This window comes from Microbacterium tumbae, from assembly GCF_054780175.1.
On record NZ_BAAGWV010000002.1, the window covers coordinates 885,964 to 902,617 of the forward strand.

Sequence of the window (16,654 nt, forward strand, 5' to 3'; positions counted from 1 at the left end):
GGCGCCCCTCATCGATGTGTCGAGATCAGCCGCGCGGCTTCTCGATCATCTCGGTGGTCTCGATCTCGTCGCCGATCTGGATGTCGTTGTACTTGCCCAGTCCGATACCGGCCTCGAAGTCCGTGCGGACCTCGGTGACGTCGTCCTTGAAGCGGCGCAGCGACTCGATGGCGAGGCCATCGGCGATGACGACGCCGTCGCGGATGACGCGTGCCTTGGCGTTGCGCGTGATCGTCCCCGACCGCACGATGACACCGGCGATGTTGCCGAACTTCGAGGAGCGGAACACCTCGCGGATCTCGGCGACACCCGACTGGACCTCTTCGAACTCCGGCTTGAGCATGCCCTTGAGGGAGTTCTCGATCTCGTCGATCGCGTTGTAGATGACCGAGTAGAACCGGATGTCCACGCCCTCACGGGACGCCGCCTCGCGGGCCTTCGCGTCCGGGCGGACGTTGAAGCCGATCACGATCGCGTTGTCGATCGTGGCGAGGTTGACATCGGACTCGGTGATCGCACCGACGCCGCGGTGGATGATGCGCAGCTGGACCGAGTCGTCCACCTCGATCTTGAGCAGCGACTCCTCCAGCGCCTCGACGGCACCGGACACGTCGCCCTTGATGATGAGGTTGAGGGTCTCGACCTTGCCCTCCTCGAGAGCACGGGTGAAGTCCTCGAGCGAGATGCGCTTGCGGGCCTTGGCCAGCTGCGCGTTGCGCTCGACAGCCTCGCGCTTCTCCGCGATCTGACGGGCCATGCGGTCCTCTTCGGTGACGATGAACACGTCACCGGCGCGGGGCACGGAGTTCAGACCCTGCACCTGCACAGGACGCGACGGGTAGGCCTCGAGGACGGCCTCGCCGTTCTCGTCCGCCATGGCGCGCACCCGGCCGTAGGCGGTGCCTGCGACGATCGCGTCGCCGACCCGGAGCGTTCCGGACTGGATGAGCACCGTCGCGACCGAGCCGCGGCCCTTGTCGAGCTTCGCCTCGATGGCGACGCCGCGAGCGGCCTTGTTCGGGTTCGCGGTGAGGTCCAGGCCCGCGTCGGCCGTCAGCAGGACGGCGTCGAGGAGCTCCTGGATGCCTGTGCCTGCACGAGCGGACACGTCGACGAACATGACGTCCCCGCCGTACTCCTCGGCGACCAGACCGTACTCGGTGAGCTGCTGGCGCACCTTGGCCGGGTTGGCCTCCGGCTTGTCCACCTTGTTCACCGCGACCACGATCGGCACGTTCGCCGCCTGGGCGTGGTTCAGGGCCTCGACCGTCTGCGGCATGATGCCGTCGTCGGCGGCGACCACGAGGATCGCGAGGTCGGTGACCTGGGCGCCACGGGCGCGCATGGCGGTGAACGCCTCGTGGCCCGGGGTGTCGATGAAGGTGACGGCCCGCTCGATGCCCTCGTGCTCGGTCCAGACCTGGTAGGCGCCGATGTGCTGGGTGATGCCGCCGGCCTCGCCCTCGATGACGTTGGTCTTGCGGATCGCGTCGAGCAGGCGGGTCTTGCCGTGGTCGACGTGGCCCATGACGGTGACGACCGGCGGACGGATCTCGAGGTCGTCCTCGCTCTCCTCCGCGAGCTCCTGCTCGAGATTGAGGCCGAAGCCCTCGAGGAGCTCCTTGTCCTCGTCCTCGGGCGAGACCATCTGGATCTTGTAGCCGAGCTCGGCGCCGAGCACCTCGAACGTGGCCTCGTCCAGCGACTCGGTGGCCGTGGCCATCTCGCCGAGGTTGAAGAGGATCGTCACCAGGGTGCCGGGCTGGACGGTGTAGCCGTTGAGAGCTTCGAGCTTGTCCGCGAAGTCGGCGATGGAGGCGCCACGACGGAGACGGATCGTCTCGCCGTTGCCCTTCTGGACGTTGACGCCGCCGACGACCGGCGCCGACCGCATCTCGAACTCCTGCCGCTTCGCCCGCCGCGACTTGCGCTGCTTGCTCTTGCCGCCTCCCTTTCCGAAGGCTCCTGCGGTTCCACCGCCTGGGCCGCGGCCACGGCCGCCGCCGCCGGCCGGGCGACCTGCGAAGCCGCCACCGGGGGCGCCTCCGCCCGGACGCTGGAAGCCGCCGCCCGCACCTGCGCCGCCGGGACGACCTGGACCGCCTGGGCGCTGCTGGAACGGAGCACCGGGACGACCGCCCTGACCGCCGCGCGGGGCTCCGGGGCGTGGCGAACCGGGACGCGGTGCACCAGGACGAGGAGCGCCGGGACGTGGCGCCTGCGGGCGGGGGATGTTGCCGGGCGTCGGGCGCTGGCCCATGCCCTGAGCGGATGCGAAGGGGTTGTTGCCCGGACGGGGGCCTGCAGGGCGCTGGCCCATGCCCTGAGCGGATGCGAAGGGGTTGTTGCCCGGACGGGGGGCGCCCGGCGTCGGCGCCGCGCTCTCCGCGGGCTTGGCGGATGTCTTCTCCGCGGGCTTCGACGCTGCGGGAGCGGGCGCAGCCGGCGCCTCCGCCGCGGACGGCTCGGCGACGGGTGCGGGCTTCGGGCCGGGCTTGGGCCCGGGGGTCGGCGCCGACGAGGCGGCGGGCCTGGACACCGCGGGCTTGGCCGGTGCGCCGTCGGTCTTGGGCGCGGGCTTGGCGGCCCCGTCGGCCTCGATGGCGGCACGGAGCTTCCGCGCCACCGGCGGTTCGATGGTCGATGAGGGACTCTTCACGAACTCGCCGAGCTCCTTGAGCTTCGCGAGTGCGAGCTTGCTGTCGACGCCGAGTTCAGCGGCGATCTCATGCACACGTGGTTTGGCAGCCACAATTCTCCTGTCTGGGTCGGTCCACCCAGACAGGGCGGACCACTAGTCGCGGACGGGTCTCATTTCGAGCCGTTCACTTTGTTTCCATAGCCGTTCAGCCTTTGTTTCCTCGGCGGTACTGTTCGATGGTCCGCGTGTCCAGCATTGCTGTGACACGAAGTGCTCGTGCGAAGGCCCGGCGCGCGATGGCTTTGTCCAGGCACTCCTGCGTCGGATGCACCCACGCGCCCCTCCCCGGGAGCACAGCGCTCTCATCGGGGATGAGGACGCCGTCCTGGGCCACCACTCTGAGCAGAGCGGACCGGGAGGCACGTGCACGGCAGCCGACACACGTTCGTACGGGTTCCATCTTACACCTCAGTCCCGCGCACCGGATGACGTCGGCGGCCCGGGTCACTCGTCAAGGATGCTGTCGGGCTGGATGTCGATCTTGGCGCCGGTGAGCTTCGCGGCGAGTCGGGCGTTCTGGCCCTCCTTGCCGATCGCGAGCGAGAGCTGATAGTCCGGCACCAGGGCGCGGACGGCCTTGGTGCCTGGGTCCAGCACGAAGGCGCTGGTCACCTTGGCGGGCGACAGCGCGTTCGCGACGAAGGTCGCGAGGTCGGCGTTGTGATCGACGATGTCGATCTTCTCGCCCGCCAGCTCCTCCGTCACGGCGCGCACGCGGCGGCCGAGCTCGCCGATGCACGCTCCCTTGGCATTGATCGACGGGTCGTTCGCCGTGACGGCGATCTTCGTACGATGGCCGGCCTCGCGGGCGAGGGACACGATCTCCACCAGGCCGGCGGCGATCTCCGGGACCTCGAGGGCGAACAGCTTGCGGACCAGGCCCGGGTGCGTGCGGGACACCGTGATCTGGGGGCCCTTCAGTCCCTTCGCCACACTGGTGACGTAGACGCGCAGACGCGATCCATGCGCGTAGTCCTCGCCGGGGACCTGCTCCTCGGGAGGCAGGATCGCCTCGACCGAGCCGAGGTCGACGTGGATCATCCGGGGGTTCGGCCCCTGCTGGACCACACCGGCGACGATGTCGCCCTCCTTGCCGCGGAACTCGCCGAGCACGGCGTCGTCGGCGATGTCGCGCAGCCGCTGGCTGATCACCTGCTTGGCGGCGAAGGCCGCGATGCGGCCGAAATCGTCGGGAGTGGCGTCCTCCTCGCCGATGACCGCGCCCTCCTCGTCGGTGACCGGCTGAAGGACGGCGACGTGGCCGGTCCTGCGGTCGAGCTCGACGCGCACGCCGTCGGGGACGGCGCCGTCGGCGGAGACGTGCTTGCCGTAGGCCGTGAGAACGGCCTGCTCGATGATCGCGACGAGTTCGTCGAAGGGAATCGCCTTCTCCTTCTCGATCCCGCGCAGCAGCCCCAGTTCGATATCCATAACGGCCTCCCTATTCAGCTCTCCCGCCGCGCTGATTCACACGCCCGGCATCCGTACAACGATACCCTGTGCCTGATGCCGCGTGCCACGACGACCGTCGTACGCGGCCGGCTCTGAGCCCGAGGAGGATCGATGACCACCTTCGACACCATCGTGATCGGCGCGGGCGTGTCCGGCGTGACGGCCGGGCGGATGCTCGCGGACGCCGGACAGCGCGTCGTCGTTCTGGAGGCGCGCGACCGTGTCGGCGGGCGCATGAACACGGATCGGACGAGCGCCTTCCCCGTCGATCTCGGCGCCTCCTGGATCCACGGCATCCAGGACGAGCCGCTCTGGGATCTCGCGCAGGCTCTGGGCATCCCCACGATCGAGTACACCGTCGGGACCTTCCAGGCCGGCGGGCGCCCGATCGAGAACTTCGACGGCGAAGGCCGGCCTCTGGACGAGGCGGCCGCCGCGCAGTGGGTGGCTGACGTCGCGCGTGCGGACGCGATCCTGGTCGAGGAGATCGCGGCGTCCTCGCCCGGCGACGCCTATCTCGACGTCGCAGAGCGGGCGCTCGACCGCTCCGGCCTGGATGCCGGGCGGATCGACGATATCCGCGAGTTCTTCCGCCATCGGGTCGAGGAGCAGTGCGGGGCCTGGATCGGCGACCTGGACGCGCATGGACTGGACGAGGACGCCATCGAGGGCGACGAGGTGATCTTCCCCCGCGGCTACGACGAGATCCCCCGGCGCGTCGGCGCCGGGCTGGACGTGCGGCTGCAGCACGTGGTGACGCACGTCGCCTACGGCGACGACGGCGTGGTCGTGACGACCGATCGCGGCGCATTCAGGGCGACCGCGGTCGTCGTCACCGTGCCGCTCGGGGTGCTCAAGTCCGGCGCGATCGTCTTCTCCCCCGCGTTGCCGGACGCCGTCGCCGGCCCGATCGCCCGCCTGGGCATGGGGGTCTTCAACAAGATCTTCCTGCAGTTCCCCGAGCGGTTCTGGGACGAGAGCAGCTACGCGATCCGCGCGCTCGGCGAGGCCGGAGAGCACTGGCACTCCTGGTACGACGTCTCCGCCGTGAGCGGGCGCCCGACCCTGCTGACGTTCGCCGCCGGGCCTTTCGGACGGCGCGTCCAGGAGTGGACGGACGCCGCGACCGTGACCGACGTCGTGGCGGCGCTGCGGCGACTCTACGGGGATGCGGTGCCGGATCCGACGGCGCACTGGATCACGCGCTGGGGGCACGAGAGGTTCACCGAGGGCTCGTACTCCTATCTCGCCGTCGGCGCCGCGCACGAGGACGTCGACGGGCTGGCTGAGCCCGTCGACGGGGTGCTGCACTTCGCGGGAGAGGCCACCTGGGGAGAGGATCCGGCGACGGTCACCGGGGCGTTCGCCTCGGGGCGCAGGGCCGCCGAACGGGTGCTCGGGACGCCCGTCGACCTGACGGCGTTCGCCGCGGGGATCGTGCGCGCAGAGCAGCGCTGAGCGGCATTCGGACGCTCAGCGGGCCGAGTCGAGCGCGTTCACGGCGTCGATGAGCCGGTAGAGGCCTCCGACCTCGCGCTGACGCAGCCGCAGCGCCAGCCGCGGCAGGTCGAGCTCGTCGCGATCCGAGACCTCGACGGGGAGCGGGTCGGTCCGTTCGATGCGGCCGGAGGCGACGAAGGGGGCGAAGTCGGCGTTCAGCGCGTCGATCTCGGCATCCGTCGGCGCGTTCCTCAGCCGCAGCACGAGCACGTCGTCGACCCAGCGCAGCGAGGCGTAGTTGCGCCAGAAGCCGGTGATCTCCGCGACCGCCTGCTCGGCGGAGTCCGTCACGAGCACGCGGTCGAAGTCGTCGGCGGAGATGACGCCGACCGGGATCAGCTGCTCGTCGACGAATCTCTTCAGGCCGTGCCAGAAGGTCCCGCCCGGCGCGTCCAGCAGCACGATCGGGGTGGGCTCGGCCTTGCCGGTCTGCTGCAGGGTGAGCAGCTCGAACATCTCGTCCATGGTCCCGAAGCCGCCCGGCAGGCAGATGAAGCCGCTCGACTCCTTCACGAGCATGAGCTTGCGCGTGAAGAAGTACTTCATCTCGACCGACTGCTCGCTCTTCGCGACGACGGCGTTCGGCTTCTCCTCGAACGGCAGGCGGATCGAGACGCCGAGCGCCATCCGGTCCCCCGCTCCCTCGGCCGCGGCCTGCATGATCCCCGGCCCGGCGCCGGTGACGACCATCCACCCGCGGGCGGCCAGCTCGGCGGCCGCCGCCTTCGCCTGGACGTACAGCGGATCATCCGGCCTGGTGCGCGCGGAACCGAAGACGGTCGCCTTCGGAACGCCCGCATAGGGCTGGAACAGCCGGAAGGCGTCGCGCATCTCGGCGAGGGCGGACGATGCGATCTTCAGGTTCAGCCGTTCGGTGCGGTCCTGTCCCAGGAGGACGCCCGCTCCGAGGATGCGCCGGATGAGCGAGCGGTTCCCCGTGATTCCGGCGTCCTCGATCAGCCGATCGACCGCCTCGGCGATCGGATCCGACTGCACGTCGTCCATGCGATCAGGCCGTCAGCCGCGCGATCGCGTCGGCGAGGGCGACGGCGTCGCGATCACCCGTGCGCCGATCCCACAGCTCGACCTGGCCGTCGGCCGCGCCGCGCCCCACCACGAGGACCCGCGGGATGCCCACGAGCTCCGCGTCTCCGAACTTCACGCCCGGCGAGACCTTGGGCCTGTCGTCGTAGAGGACGTCGAGGCCGGCCGCCTCGAGTTCGGCGGCCGCCCGCTCGGCGACGTCGAAGGCGAGCTGGTCACGGCCCGCCGCGACCACGTGCACGTCGAACGGCGCGACGGATGCCGGCCAGATGAGCCCCTTGTCGTCGTTGTTGAGCTCCGCGATGATCGCGAGGATCCGGGTCACGCCGATGCCGTACGAGCCCATCGTGACCGTGACGAGCTTGCCGTTCTCGTCCAGCACCTTCAGTCCGAGCGCCTCGGCGTACTTCCGGCCGAGCTGGAACACATGGCCGATCTCCATGCCCCGGGCGAGCTCGACGGGACCGGAGCCGTCGGGGGCCGGATCTCCCTCGCGCACGTTCGCGATCTCGACCACGCCGTCGGCGAGGAAATCGCGTCCTGCGACGACGGAGTGCGCGTGCTTCTGATCGATGTTCGCCCCGGTGATCCAGCTCGATCCCTCGCTCACGCGGGGGTCGACGAGGTAGCGGATGCCGGTGGCGGACTCCTCGCCGAGCACGGCGCCCGTGGGCGACCAGGGGCCGATGTACCCCTTCACGAGCAGCGGGTTCTCCTCGAAGTCCGCAGGCGTCGCCGTCCCGACCTCGGCGGGGGCGAAGGCGACCTCGGCGCGCTTCTCGTCGACCTCGCGGTCGCCGGGGATCCCGACGACGACGAGCTCCCGCGTGCCGTCGAGGTGCGTGAGCGCGAGGACGACGTTCTTGAGCGTGTCCGCGGCGGTGTACTCCCCCTCCAGCACCGCGTTGGAGTGCACGACGAGCGTCTCGATCGTCGGCGTGCCCGGGGAGTCGAAGATCACGGGCCGAGCGTCGGCGTCGAAGGCGACGGGCGCGGGGACCGCTGTCGAGAACGCCTCGACGTTCGCCGCGTACCCTCCGGCGGAGCGCACGAAGGTGTCCTCGCCGACCGGCGTCGGATGCAGGAACTCCTCGCTGCGCGAGCCTCCCATCGCCCCGGCATCCGCCTGCACGATCGCGTACTCCAGCCCGAGGCGCTGGAAGATGCGCTCGTAGGCGTCGCGCTGCGCCTGATAGCTGGCATCGAGGCCCGCATCCGAGGAGTCGAAGGAGTAGGCGTCCTTCATCGTGAACTCGCGACCGCGCAGGAGACCGGCACGGGGGCGGGCCTCATCGCGGTACTTGTCCTGGATCTGGTAGATCGTCAGCGGAAGATCCTTGTACGAGGAGTACAGGTCCTTCACGAGGAGCGTGAAGGCCTCCTCGTGCGTGGGCGCGAGCAGGTAGTCGCCGCCCTTGCGATCCTGCAGGCGGAAGAGGAGGTCGCCGTACTCCTCCCAGCGCCCTGTGGCCTCATAGGCCTCGCGGGGCATAAGTGCAGGGAAGTGCACCTCCTGCGCGCCCGCGGCGGCCATCTCCTCGCGGATCACCGTCTCGATCCTCGCCTTCACGCGCAGGCCGAGCGGCAGCCAGGCGAAGATCCCCGCCGCCTGCGGGCGGATGTAGCCGGCGCGGATGAGCAGCCTGTGGCTCGCGACCTCGGCGCCGGCCGGGTCTTCGCGGAGCGTGCGGAGGAAGAAGTTCGAGAGACGAGTGACCACGGGCCAAGTCTAGGGCGTCCCTCGCGCGCCGATCGGGCGAGCGGCTCCCCGCCCGCCCGATCCGGCTCAGTTCAGCGCGCGGGTGGTCGCGGGGATCACGCCGTCCGCGTAGAGGGTCGACGCGAGATCCTGCAGGGCGGTGAGCGCGACGCGCTGGGTCATCGGGCCGTAGGAGATGCGCGCGACGCCGAGGGCCTCGTACTCGGCGGCGGTCAGAGCGCCGGGCAGGCCGATGACGCTGATCCGGTTCTCGCCGATGCCCTCGACGAGCCGCCGGGTGACGTCGGCGTCCAGGATTCCGGGGACGAACACGGTCGTGGCACCGGCGTCGAGATAGGCGCGTCCGCGCTCGACGGCATCGGCGATGCTGGCCTCGACCGGCCGGTCCCCTGCGCGGACGAAGGCGTCGGTGCGCGCGTTCAGCGCGAAGGCCACGCCTTCGGCCTCACCGGCCCTGACGATCGCCTCGACGTTCGCGACCGACTCGTCGAGCGGCTTCAGACGGTCCTCGATGTTCGCGCCGACCGCGCCGGCGGCGATCGCGAGGCGGGTGGTCTCCCCTGCGTCCGCATAGCCGTCGTCGAGGTCTGCGGATACCGGCAGATCGACGGCGGCCGTGATGCGGGACACCATGTCGAGCATGAGCTCGCGGGGGATCTCGCCGTCCGGATAGCCGTAGGTCGCGGCGATGGAGTGTCCCGCCGTGGCGAGCGCCTTCGTCTCGGGGAGGGCGGCGACGGTCCGCGCGGACACGACGTCCCACACGTTCACGACCCGGAGGATCTCCGGTGCGCGGTGGAGGGATACGAGGCTCTCGGCCTTCTCTGCAACGGTCATGCTCACACGCTAACGCCGTTGGCGGCCGGATGGGCGGAAAGATCGCGATGCGGGTCAGGAGACCTCTCCGAGACCGGGATCGCCCGACGCCATCGCGCCCTGGAGGCGCTCCCGATATGCCGTGGTGACATCCCCTTCGGGGGCCTGCGGATGAGAGACCGAGATGTGATCGCGCATGATCGCGGCCGCGCGCGGGCCGTCCGCCGCCTCGATCGCGTCGATGAGCGCGCTGTGCTGCTCCGAGCTCTTCGCGCGAACGATGGGCGTCGTGCGGATCACGGCGCCCAGATAGAACCCGGAGATCCGGCGCAGGTTCCCGAGGACGCCCGCCAGCTGCGGCGAGCGCGAGGTCTCGATGATCTCGAGGTGCAGCGCCCTGTTGGCGGCGAGCCAGGCGGCATCGTCGACTGCGGCGTCCGCGACGGCGGCGAGCTCCCGGAAGCGCTCGATGTCCGCCGTCGTCGCATGCGCGGTCGCCCTGCTGACGGCGAGCGGCTCGAGCAGCAGCCGCATCTCGTAGATCTCCACCGCCTCGTCGACGTCGATGCTGCGCACGCGCGCGATCCGCTGAGGGTCGAACTGGACGAGGCCTTCGGCCACGAGATCGCGCATGGCCTCCCGGACCGGGGTCACGCTGGTGCCGAAGGCGGCCGCGAGCTCGGTCTGCTTCAACGGCGCCCCCGGCGGGTACGTCCCGTCGACGATCGCACGCCGGATGCCGTCGCGCACCCATTCGTGCGTGGTCTGCACCGGCCGCGCTCCCTGCGTCGACATGCGTCCTCCTCTGCCTGCGCGGTCCGCGCACGCCGACCGAGACATCTGTAATGCGACGGTAACGCAGCAAGAGGCGGCAGGAAACATGACTCGCCTAAAAAGATCTATAGATTATGGATTCCACCCACGGAGGCACAATGACCATGTCACTGACCCGGGACGTCGCCGGCTCGGATCCGCTGTCCACCGGTGCGCAACTGGTGGTCGAGAACGTCTCCCGCCGATTCCCGAAGCCCGGCGGCGGCACCGTCGATGCGCTCGTCGGCGCGAACCTCGAGGTGCGAGCCGGCGAGTTCATCACCCTGATCGGGCCGAGCGGCTGCGGCAAGAGCACGCTCTTCAACCTCATCGGCGGCCTCGACGAGCCCAGCGAAGGGCGCATCATCATCGACGGCGTCGACAGGTCCGGGCAGCAGGGACTCGTCGGATACATGCTCCAGAAGGATCTGCTGCTCCCCTGGCGGACGATCCTGGAGAACGTGGTGCTCGGGCTCGAGATCAGCGGGGTCCGCAAGCGCGAGGCGCAGGCGATCGCGCGCCCCCTGCTGAAGACCTACGGCCTGGGCGACTTCATCGACCGCTACCCCAGCCAGCTCTCCGGCGGCATGAAGCAGCGTGCGGCGCTCCTGCGCACGATCCTGTTCAACCGCGACATCATCCTGCTGGACGAGCCCTTCGGCGCCCTCGACGCCCAGACGCGGGAGCGGATGCAGGAGTGGCTCCTCGACCTCTGGGACGACTTCCGCAAGACCGTGCTGTTCGTCACGCACGACATCGACGAGGCCATCTACCTGTCGGACCGCGCCTTCGTCATGTCGGCACGTCCCGGCCGCATCGTCGCCGAGATCGACGTCACCCTCGATCGTCCCCGCAAGCCCTCGATCGTCACCAGCGACGAGTTCATCCGATTCAAGGCCGAAGCCCGTGAGTATCTCAACGCCGCGCACCGCGACGGCGTCGCAGAGGAGGATCACTGATGGTCGCCATCGACACCCCGCCGACGAGCACGAAGATCGAGACGCCCGTGGGCGCGCTCGCCCGCCTCGGCGAACTGCGCATCCGCATGTCGCCGATCCCCCGCCGTCGCCGCACGACGAAGGAGCCTTCGAGCTGGAGCGTGAACCTCCTGCGCATCGGCGTCGTCGTCGCGATCTTCGCGATCTGGGAGCTCGGCACCCGCACCGGCATCATCGACGCGTTCTTCTGGAGCAGCCCGAGCCGCATCTGGGACACCGCCCTCATCACCTTCGAGAACGGCGAGATCTTCGCCAACGCCCGCTTCACGTTCACCTCGACCCTCGCGGGCTTCGTCATCGGCGTCGTCGGCGGCGTGGCCATCGGGCTGTCCTTCTGGTGGTCCCGACGGTACGCCCTCGTCGCCGAGCCTCTGGTGATCGCCTTCGAGGCGATGCCGAAGCTCGCCCTCGCGCCGATCGTCGTGCTCGTGCTCGGCATCGGCATCTCCTCGAAGATCGCGATGGCCACGGCCCTCGTCATCGTCATCCAGGTCCTCAACACCTATGCCGCCGTCCGCGCGGTCGACAAGGACCTCACGACCCTCATGTACTCTCTCGGCGCGTCCCGCTGGCAGGTGTTCGTCAAAGTCGTCGTCCCCTCCGTGCTGCCCTGGGTCGCCTCGAGCCTGCGCGTCGCGATCGGGCTCGCGCTGTCCGGCGCGGTCGTCGGAGAGTACATCGGCTCCCGCGAGGGACTCGGCCGGATGATCCAGTACGCGGGGTCCACCTACGACATCGCCCTGATCTGGGTCGGCGTCTTCACCCTCGCGCTGCTCTCCGCCGTGCTCTACCTCGTCGTCGCCTGGCTCGAGAAGCGTCTGCTGAAGGGCCTGTCGCACGTCTCCTGATCGCCGTCGCACCTCCCGCACCATCCCCGAAAGTCCTGCATCATCCCCGAAAGGACCGCACGTGAACCACCCCCGCACCGCCAGAGCCCTCGCCCTCCTCGCCGCCGGCGCCACAGCGCTCGCCCTCGCCGGCTGCGCCCCTTCGGAGTCGGGCGCCACCGAGGACGCCGACGGCGTCACGACCCTCACGATCGCCGAGCCCGTGCACGGCGTCGGCTACCTGCCGCTGTACGCGGCGCAGGACTCCGGCTTCTTCGAGAACGCGGACCTGAACGTCGAGGTCACCACGCTCACCGGCGGCGGCCACGTCAACGCGACGCTCGCCGGCGAGGTGTTCGGATTCATCGGCGGGGCCGAGTCCGGCGCCGTGGCCAACGTCAAGGGCGCCGACCTCATCGCGGTCGCGAACGTCGTCAACCGCGGCAACGTCTACTTCGTCGCTCCCCTGGGCGAGGAGCCTGCTCCCGATGAGGACCTCGCCGAGTACTTCCGCGGCAAGACGATCGTCGGAGGACGCTACGGCGGCACCCCCAATGCGATCCTCCGGCACATCCTCATCCAGGAGGGGCTGGACCCGGACGAGGACGTCGACCTGGTCGAGGTCGAGGACTCATCCGCGATCCCTTCCACGATCCAGCAGGACGCCGCGGACATCGCGGTCGTCGCGGAGCCGCAGCTCGGACTCGGCATCCAGCAGGGGCTCTGGGGAGAGCCGTTCCTGAACCCGCTCGAGCTGCTCGGGCCGTACGCCTACTCGTCCATCGTGATCCCACGCGAGACGGCCGACGGCGATCCCGAGCTCGTGCAGCGCTTCGTCGATGCGCTCGCCAAGGGTCAGGAGCTGATCGAGACCGATCCCGAGTACGCGGCGGAGCTCGCCGCCGCCGAGTTCCCGACCATGGAGCCGGAGGCACTCGCCCAGACCCTCGATCGCGCCTATGCGGACTCGCTCTGGGAGGGCACCTGCCTCGCCGAGGACGCGATCGACACGAACCTCGAGGTCGCTCGCAACGGCCAGATCCTCGACGACTCCGCCACGCCGCAGTCCTTCGACACCGTCGCGACGGATCAGTTCGTCAGCTGCTGACCGCGCAGCGCATCTCATCACGAAGGAGAGAATCATGCCGTCCTATTCCGATGCCCGCTTCCTGCCCGAGAAGGCCGCGCTGATCGTGGTCGACGTCCAGAACGACTTCTGCCACCCGGAGGGGGTCTCGGCGCAGAAGGGGAACGACGTCTCGGCCGCGGTCGAGATGGCGCCCCGCCTGCAGACCCTCATCGCCCGTGCGCGGGAGGAGGGCATGAAGGTCGTGTTCATCCAGACCACGCACGACCTCACCGTCGACTCCCCGGTGTGGAACACCCGCGCAGGAGATGTCGACGTCCGCCCGTACCAGCCGAACTGCGCGACCGGAACCTGGGGCGCCGACTTCTACGTCGTCGATCCCCTGCCGGGCGAGAACGTCGTCGTCAAGCACAGGTACTCCGCGTTCGCCGGCACCGATCTCGACGTCGTGCTGCGCACAGCGGGGATCGAGTCCCTCCTGTTCACCGGGGTGGCCACCAACGTCTGCGTGGAGTCGACGCTGCGCGACGGGCTGTTCCTCGACTACCACGTCTCCCTCGTGGAGGACTGCTGCGCCGCCTACGCTCCCGAGCTGCACGCGGGGACCGTCCGGAACGTGCAGAGCACCTTCGGCGCCGTCGTCACCGGCGACCGGCTCGCAGCGATCTGGGACGCGCAGGCTCAGGCGATCGCGGCGTGACGGCCCGCGCCGTGCGGACCAGACGAGTCCCGGGGACGGCGACCTTCGCCGTCCTCGGGATCCTGTACTGGACCGCGCACTCCATGCTCCGCCCCCTCATCGGGACGCACGTGATCGACCTCGGCGGGACCGAGACCGAGGTGAGCATCGCGCTGGCCTCCTACTCGATCTTCCCCACCATCCTCGCCGTCCTGATCGGCGCGATCACGGACCGCTGGGGAAGCCGCCGGCTCCTGCGGGTCGGCGGCGCCCTCATGATCGCCGGCAGCGCCCTCCTCTTCATCCCGACGCTCGCGGCGGTGATCGCCAGCCAGGTGGTGCTGGGCTTCGGAACGCTCGCCTGCTGGGTGAGCCTCCAGACCTTCGCCACGATGCCGCGCGACGACGGCGAGTCGCGGGAGTCGAGGACCAAGCGGATCGCCACGTTCTCCCTGTTCGTCGCCTTCGGCCAGAGCGTCGGCCCCGCGCTGGGAGGCGGCCTGCAGAGCCTCGGCGGCCATACGCTCGCCTTCGCCGCGTACGTCGGCCTCGCCACCGCGCTCACGATCGTGGCGCTGACCGTCGCGCCCCCGGCGTCCGTCACGAGGACGGGGACCGCCGCGCCTCTGCTCGGCGCCTATCGCGAGGCCGTCCGGATGCTGCGCAATCGCACCGTGCTCGTCGCCGTGCTCGCCAGCTTCACCGCCCTCGTGATCCACGACATCCGCACCGCGTGGCAGCCGGTGCTGCTCTCGGGAGCCGGGCTCGAGCAGTGGCAGATCGGCATCGTGCTCAGCACGGGAGCGCTCGCCGGCTTCGCGGCGCGGCCGTTCTTCGCCGTGCTGCTGCGCCGGCTGGGACAAGCGCTCATGGTCGGTCTCGTGCTCGTCACGGCGGCGGCCAGCGTCACCCTGGTCGTGATCGCTCCGGGGAACATGGCCTTCCTGCTGGTCGTCAGCGCATGCAGCGGGTTCGCGGTCGGCTTCGCCCAGCCCCTGACCCTGTCGATGCTCTCCGACGAGGTCCCCGTCGAGCGTCTCGGCATCGCGTCCGGACTGCGCTCGATGGGCAACCAGGCCGCGCTGCTCGCCAGCCCTGCGACCTTCGGGGCCGTCGCCGCCATCGCATCCCTCGGCACGGCGTTCCTCGCCGTCGGCGGTGTCGCAGCAGCCGTCGGCCTCACCAGCGGGCTCCTGCTCGCCTTCCCCCGGCGAGGGCGGCGCCCCACGGACGAAGACGAGCGCCCCGCGTCCCCCCGCCCTCACGAGAAAGCATCCACGCCATGACCGACGCCCCTCGACCCAAGGTCCGCATCGCCCATCTGAGCGGTCCGACCGCGACGATCCAGAACACCCCTCCGCTCGTCACCTCCAACAAGGCGCGGCGCAAGCACGGACTCGCGGAGCGCACGGACGCCGGCGGCACGCCGCTCCGGTTCGACGCCCTCCGCGCGCAGCGGCTCGCCGCTCCTGCGACCGTCTACGTGGAGCAGTTCTCGGCGCATCCGCTCGAGCATGAGGCCGCGCACCTGTACGGCCCGCCGGACGGCTACATCGGCGCCGACGGCGTCTTCCGCGCAGAGGCCGTCGACGAGTCCGACACGCCCGTCTACGAGGTGGAGCTCCGCCCGGACGACGGCCTCTACCCGCTCCCCTACATGGCCGTGCAGTCCGACGGCGGCCCCTGGGAGGACGAGATGGCCGCGCCGAACGGCACGGAGGCGCAGGCGCGTCAGGGCTTCTTCCCGGACGGATCTCGCAGCTTCGAGGAGATCGACCGGCTGGGCGTGGAGCACGACGGCACGGCGAGCGCGCTCTCCTCGCGCGCCGTCGTCGACTTCTACCGTGTCGCGCCGCCCGCGGGGTATCGTCAGGGGCTCGCCGCCGAGCTGCGCACCGATGTCGGCGACGGCGACATCGCACCGGAGACGCGCGGCGTCGACTTCAACGGCTACAAGCCGGTGACCCTCGCCAGCGCCCCTGCCAGGCCCGCCCTGGCGAAGATCACCAACGACACGCAGGCCATCGCGTCGAGCGGCCGGTACGACGGCCTCATCTGGACGCAGGGCAGTCCGCAGGTCGAGGAGACCGCGTACTGGCTGAGCCTGCTCATCGACACGACGCTGCCGATCTGCGGCAACGCCGCACAGCGACCGCAGGGCATGATCAGCAACGACGGCCCGAAGAACATCGTGGACTCCGTCGCGCTCATCGAGTCCGGCCGGTGGAAGGACGACGAAGGCCGCAACAGACTGGGCGCGGTCGTGGTCGAGGAGCAGCAGTACTTCGCGGCGCGGGAGGTCTACAAGTCGGACGCCAGGCCGGGCAACTACCGCGCCACCGGCGGCCACGGCGGTATCCTGGGGCAGACCAGCCACACCGGGGCCATCTCGCTCATGTATCTGCCGGCGTACAAGCACACCTTCCGCTCGGAGGTGAATCTGACGCGTCTGCCGGAGACCGTCGACGCCGTGTCCCTGGTCGGCGGAGCGCTGACCAGGATCCCCGTGCGGATCAAGGACGAGGAAGGCCGGCTGACGGTCGACGCGATCCCCTCCGTGTCGATCGTCAAGGAGGGCGGGTACTTCGACGAAGAGCACGGTCTCGGCCCTGACGACCTCCCTGTCCTCCAGGCCGCCATCGACCACAAGCTCGCTCTCGGACGCCTGTCCGGGATCGTGACGGAGGGGCTCGTGCCCTACGGGCGGTTCCCCTCGCGCGCCTCGGAGGCTCTGCTGCAGCGCGCGGTGTTCAGCGGCATCCCCGTCGTGCGGGTCGGACGCGGAACCCCGGAGGGCTTCGCCGATCCTTCGCCGTTCGCCATCGCCGGCTCGAACCTCACCGCGATCAAGGCACGCCTGCTCCTCATGGCGAGCCTCATGAAGCTCGGCGCGCTCCCGGTCGCGGCCGACCCCGCGGCACCGACGCCGGCCGAGCGGGAGGCGACCGCCGCCGCCGTGGCCCGATATCAGGAGCTGTTCCTCACGCACTGAGAGCCGGCGGTCGGCGGCGTCGCGA

Annotated in this window: 14 protein-coding genes; 7 read left to right on the forward strand and 7 right to left on the reverse strand. The window is 70.1% G+C overall.

The window, feature by feature from the left end:
• Window positions 1–25 precede the first annotated feature (25 nt).
• The 3 genes from infB to nusA all read right to left on the reverse strand — a co-directional run bounded on the left by infB (window position 26) and on the right by nusA (window position 4,132).
• Window positions 26–2,752: a translation initiation factor IF-2 gene (gene infB, locus ACYVGQ_RS11620; RefSeq protein WP_460784767.1), complete on the reverse strand. Its 2,727-nt coding sequence runs from the start codon at window positions 2,750–2,752 to the stop codon at window positions 26–28.
• Between the two features lie 94 nt (window positions 2,753–2,846).
• Window positions 2,847–3,101: a YlxR family protein gene (locus ACYVGQ_RS11625; protein ID WP_460784853.1), complete on the reverse strand. Its 255-nt coding sequence runs from the start codon at window positions 3,099–3,101 to the stop codon at window positions 2,847–2,849.
• 44 nt (window positions 3,102–3,145) lie between these two features.
• Complete coding sequence (nusA, locus tag ACYVGQ_RS11630; protein WP_460784768.1) at window positions 3,146–4,132, reverse strand: transcription termination factor NusA; 987 nt, start codon at window positions 4,130–4,132, stop codon at window positions 3,146–3,148.
• A gap of 132 nt (window positions 4,133–4,264) precedes the next feature.
• On the opposite strand from nusA, the gene ACYVGQ_RS11635 reads away from it, so the two are divergent.
• Window positions 4,265–5,611, forward strand: coding sequence for a flavin monoamine oxidase family protein (locus ACYVGQ_RS11635; protein WP_460784769.1), 1,347 nt, complete (start codon window positions 4,265–4,267; stop codon window positions 5,609–5,611).
• Window positions 5,612–5,626: 15 nt separating this feature from the next.
• Here the strand turns inward: ACYVGQ_RS11635 and ACYVGQ_RS11640 are convergent, their stop codons facing one another.
• From ACYVGQ_RS11640 to ACYVGQ_RS11655, 4 genes are all read right to left on the reverse strand, one after another.
• Window positions 5,627–6,658: an LOG family protein gene (locus ACYVGQ_RS11640; RefSeq protein ID WP_460784770.1), complete on the reverse strand. Its 1,032-nt coding sequence runs from the start codon at window positions 6,656–6,658 to the stop codon at window positions 5,627–5,629.
• A 4-nt stretch (window positions 6,659–6,662) separates the two neighbouring features.
• Entirely contained in the window at window positions 6,663–8,417 is a 1,755-nt protein-coding gene (locus ACYVGQ_RS11645; protein ID WP_460784771.1) for a proline--tRNA ligase, read from the reverse strand.
• 66 nt (window positions 8,418–8,483) lie between these two features.
• The gene (locus ACYVGQ_RS11650) at window positions 8,484–9,254 is read right to left on the reverse strand and encodes an isocitrate lyase/PEP mutase family protein (protein ID WP_460784772.1); all 771 of its coding nucleotides are present in this window, start codon (window positions 9,252–9,254) and stop codon (window positions 8,484–8,486) included.
• Window positions 9,255–9,308: 54 nt separating this feature from the next.
• Window positions 9,309–10,028: a GntR family transcriptional regulator gene (locus tag ACYVGQ_RS11655; protein WP_460784773.1), complete on the reverse strand. Its 720-nt coding sequence runs from the start codon at window positions 10,026–10,028 to the stop codon at window positions 9,309–9,311.
• 137 nt (window positions 10,029–10,165) lie between these two features.
• Here ACYVGQ_RS11655 and ACYVGQ_RS11660 point away from each other — a divergent pair, with 137 nt between their 5' ends.
• The 6 genes from ACYVGQ_RS11660 (at window position 10,166) to ACYVGQ_RS11685 (ending at window position 16,629) form a co-directional block, all read left to right on the forward strand.
• Window positions 10,166–11,005: an ABC transporter ATP-binding protein gene (locus ACYVGQ_RS11660; RefSeq protein ID WP_460784774.1), complete on the forward strand. Its 840-nt coding sequence runs from the start codon at window positions 10,166–10,168 to the stop codon at window positions 11,003–11,005.
• Window positions 11,005–11,892, forward strand: coding sequence for an ABC transporter permease (locus ACYVGQ_RS11665; RefSeq protein WP_460784775.1), 888 nt, complete (start codon window positions 11,005–11,007; stop codon window positions 11,890–11,892). Before ACYVGQ_RS11660 ends, ACYVGQ_RS11665 begins: the two co-directional genes overlap by 1 nt.
• Before the next feature lie 61 nt (window positions 11,893–11,953).
• Entirely contained in the window at window positions 11,954–12,979 is a 1,026-nt protein-coding gene (locus ACYVGQ_RS11670; RefSeq protein ID WP_460784776.1) for an ABC transporter substrate-binding protein, read from the forward strand.
• A 34-nt stretch (window positions 12,980–13,013) separates the two neighbouring features.
• Complete coding sequence (locus ACYVGQ_RS11675) at window positions 13,014–13,658, forward strand: cysteine hydrolase family protein (RefSeq protein WP_460784777.1); 645 nt, start codon at window positions 13,014–13,016, stop codon at window positions 13,656–13,658.
• The gene (locus tag ACYVGQ_RS11680; RefSeq protein ID WP_460784778.1) at window positions 13,655–14,923 is read left to right on the forward strand and encodes an MFS transporter; all 1,269 of its coding nucleotides are present in this window, start codon (window positions 13,655–13,657) and stop codon (window positions 14,921–14,923) included. The genes ACYVGQ_RS11675 and ACYVGQ_RS11680 overlap by 4 nt, the downstream gene beginning before the upstream one ends.
• Window positions 14,920–16,629: an asparaginase domain-containing protein gene (locus ACYVGQ_RS11685; protein WP_460784779.1), complete on the forward strand. Its 1,710-nt coding sequence runs from the start codon at window positions 14,920–14,922 to the stop codon at window positions 16,627–16,629. Before ACYVGQ_RS11680 ends, ACYVGQ_RS11685 begins: the two co-directional genes overlap by 4 nt.
• The last annotated feature ends 25 nt before the right edge of the window (window positions 16,630–16,654 follow it).

Coding starts and splice junctions, on each gene's coding strand:
- ACYVGQ_RS11625 (WP_460784853.1), bottom strand. CDS start 3,101: ATGGAACCCGTACGAACGTGTGTCGGCTGCCGTGCACGTGCCTCCCGG.
- nusA (WP_460784768.1), bottom strand. CDS start 4,132: ATGGATATCGAACTGGGGCTGCTGCGCGGGATCGAGAAGGAGAAGGCG.
- ACYVGQ_RS11635 (WP_460784769.1), top strand. CDS start 4,265: ATGACCACCTTCGACACCATCGTGATCGGCGCGGGCGTGTCCGGCGTG.
- ACYVGQ_RS11640 (WP_460784770.1), bottom strand. CDS start 6,658: ATGGACGACGTGCAGTCGGATCCGATCGCCGAGGCGGTCGATCGGCTG.
- ACYVGQ_RS11650 (WP_460784772.1), bottom strand. CDS start 9,254: ATGACCGTTGCAGAGAAGGCCGAGAGCCTCGTATCCCTCCACCGCGCA.
- ACYVGQ_RS11655 (WP_460784773.1), bottom strand. CDS start 10,028: ATGTCGACGCAGGGAGCGCGGCCGGTGCAGACCACGCACGAATGGGTG.
- ACYVGQ_RS11660 (WP_460784774.1), top strand. CDS start 10,166: ATGACCATGTCACTGACCCGGGACGTCGCCGGCTCGGATCCGCTGTCC.
- ACYVGQ_RS11665 (WP_460784775.1), top strand. CDS start 11,005: ATGGTCGCCATCGACACCCCGCCGACGAGCACGAAGATCGAGACGCCC.
- ACYVGQ_RS11675 (WP_460784777.1), top strand. CDS start 13,014: ATGCCGTCCTATTCCGATGCCCGCTTCCTGCCCGAGAAGGCCGCGCTG.
- ACYVGQ_RS11685 (WP_460784779.1), top strand. CDS start 14,920: ATGACCGACGCCCCTCGACCCAAGGTCCGCATCGCCCATCTGAGCGGT.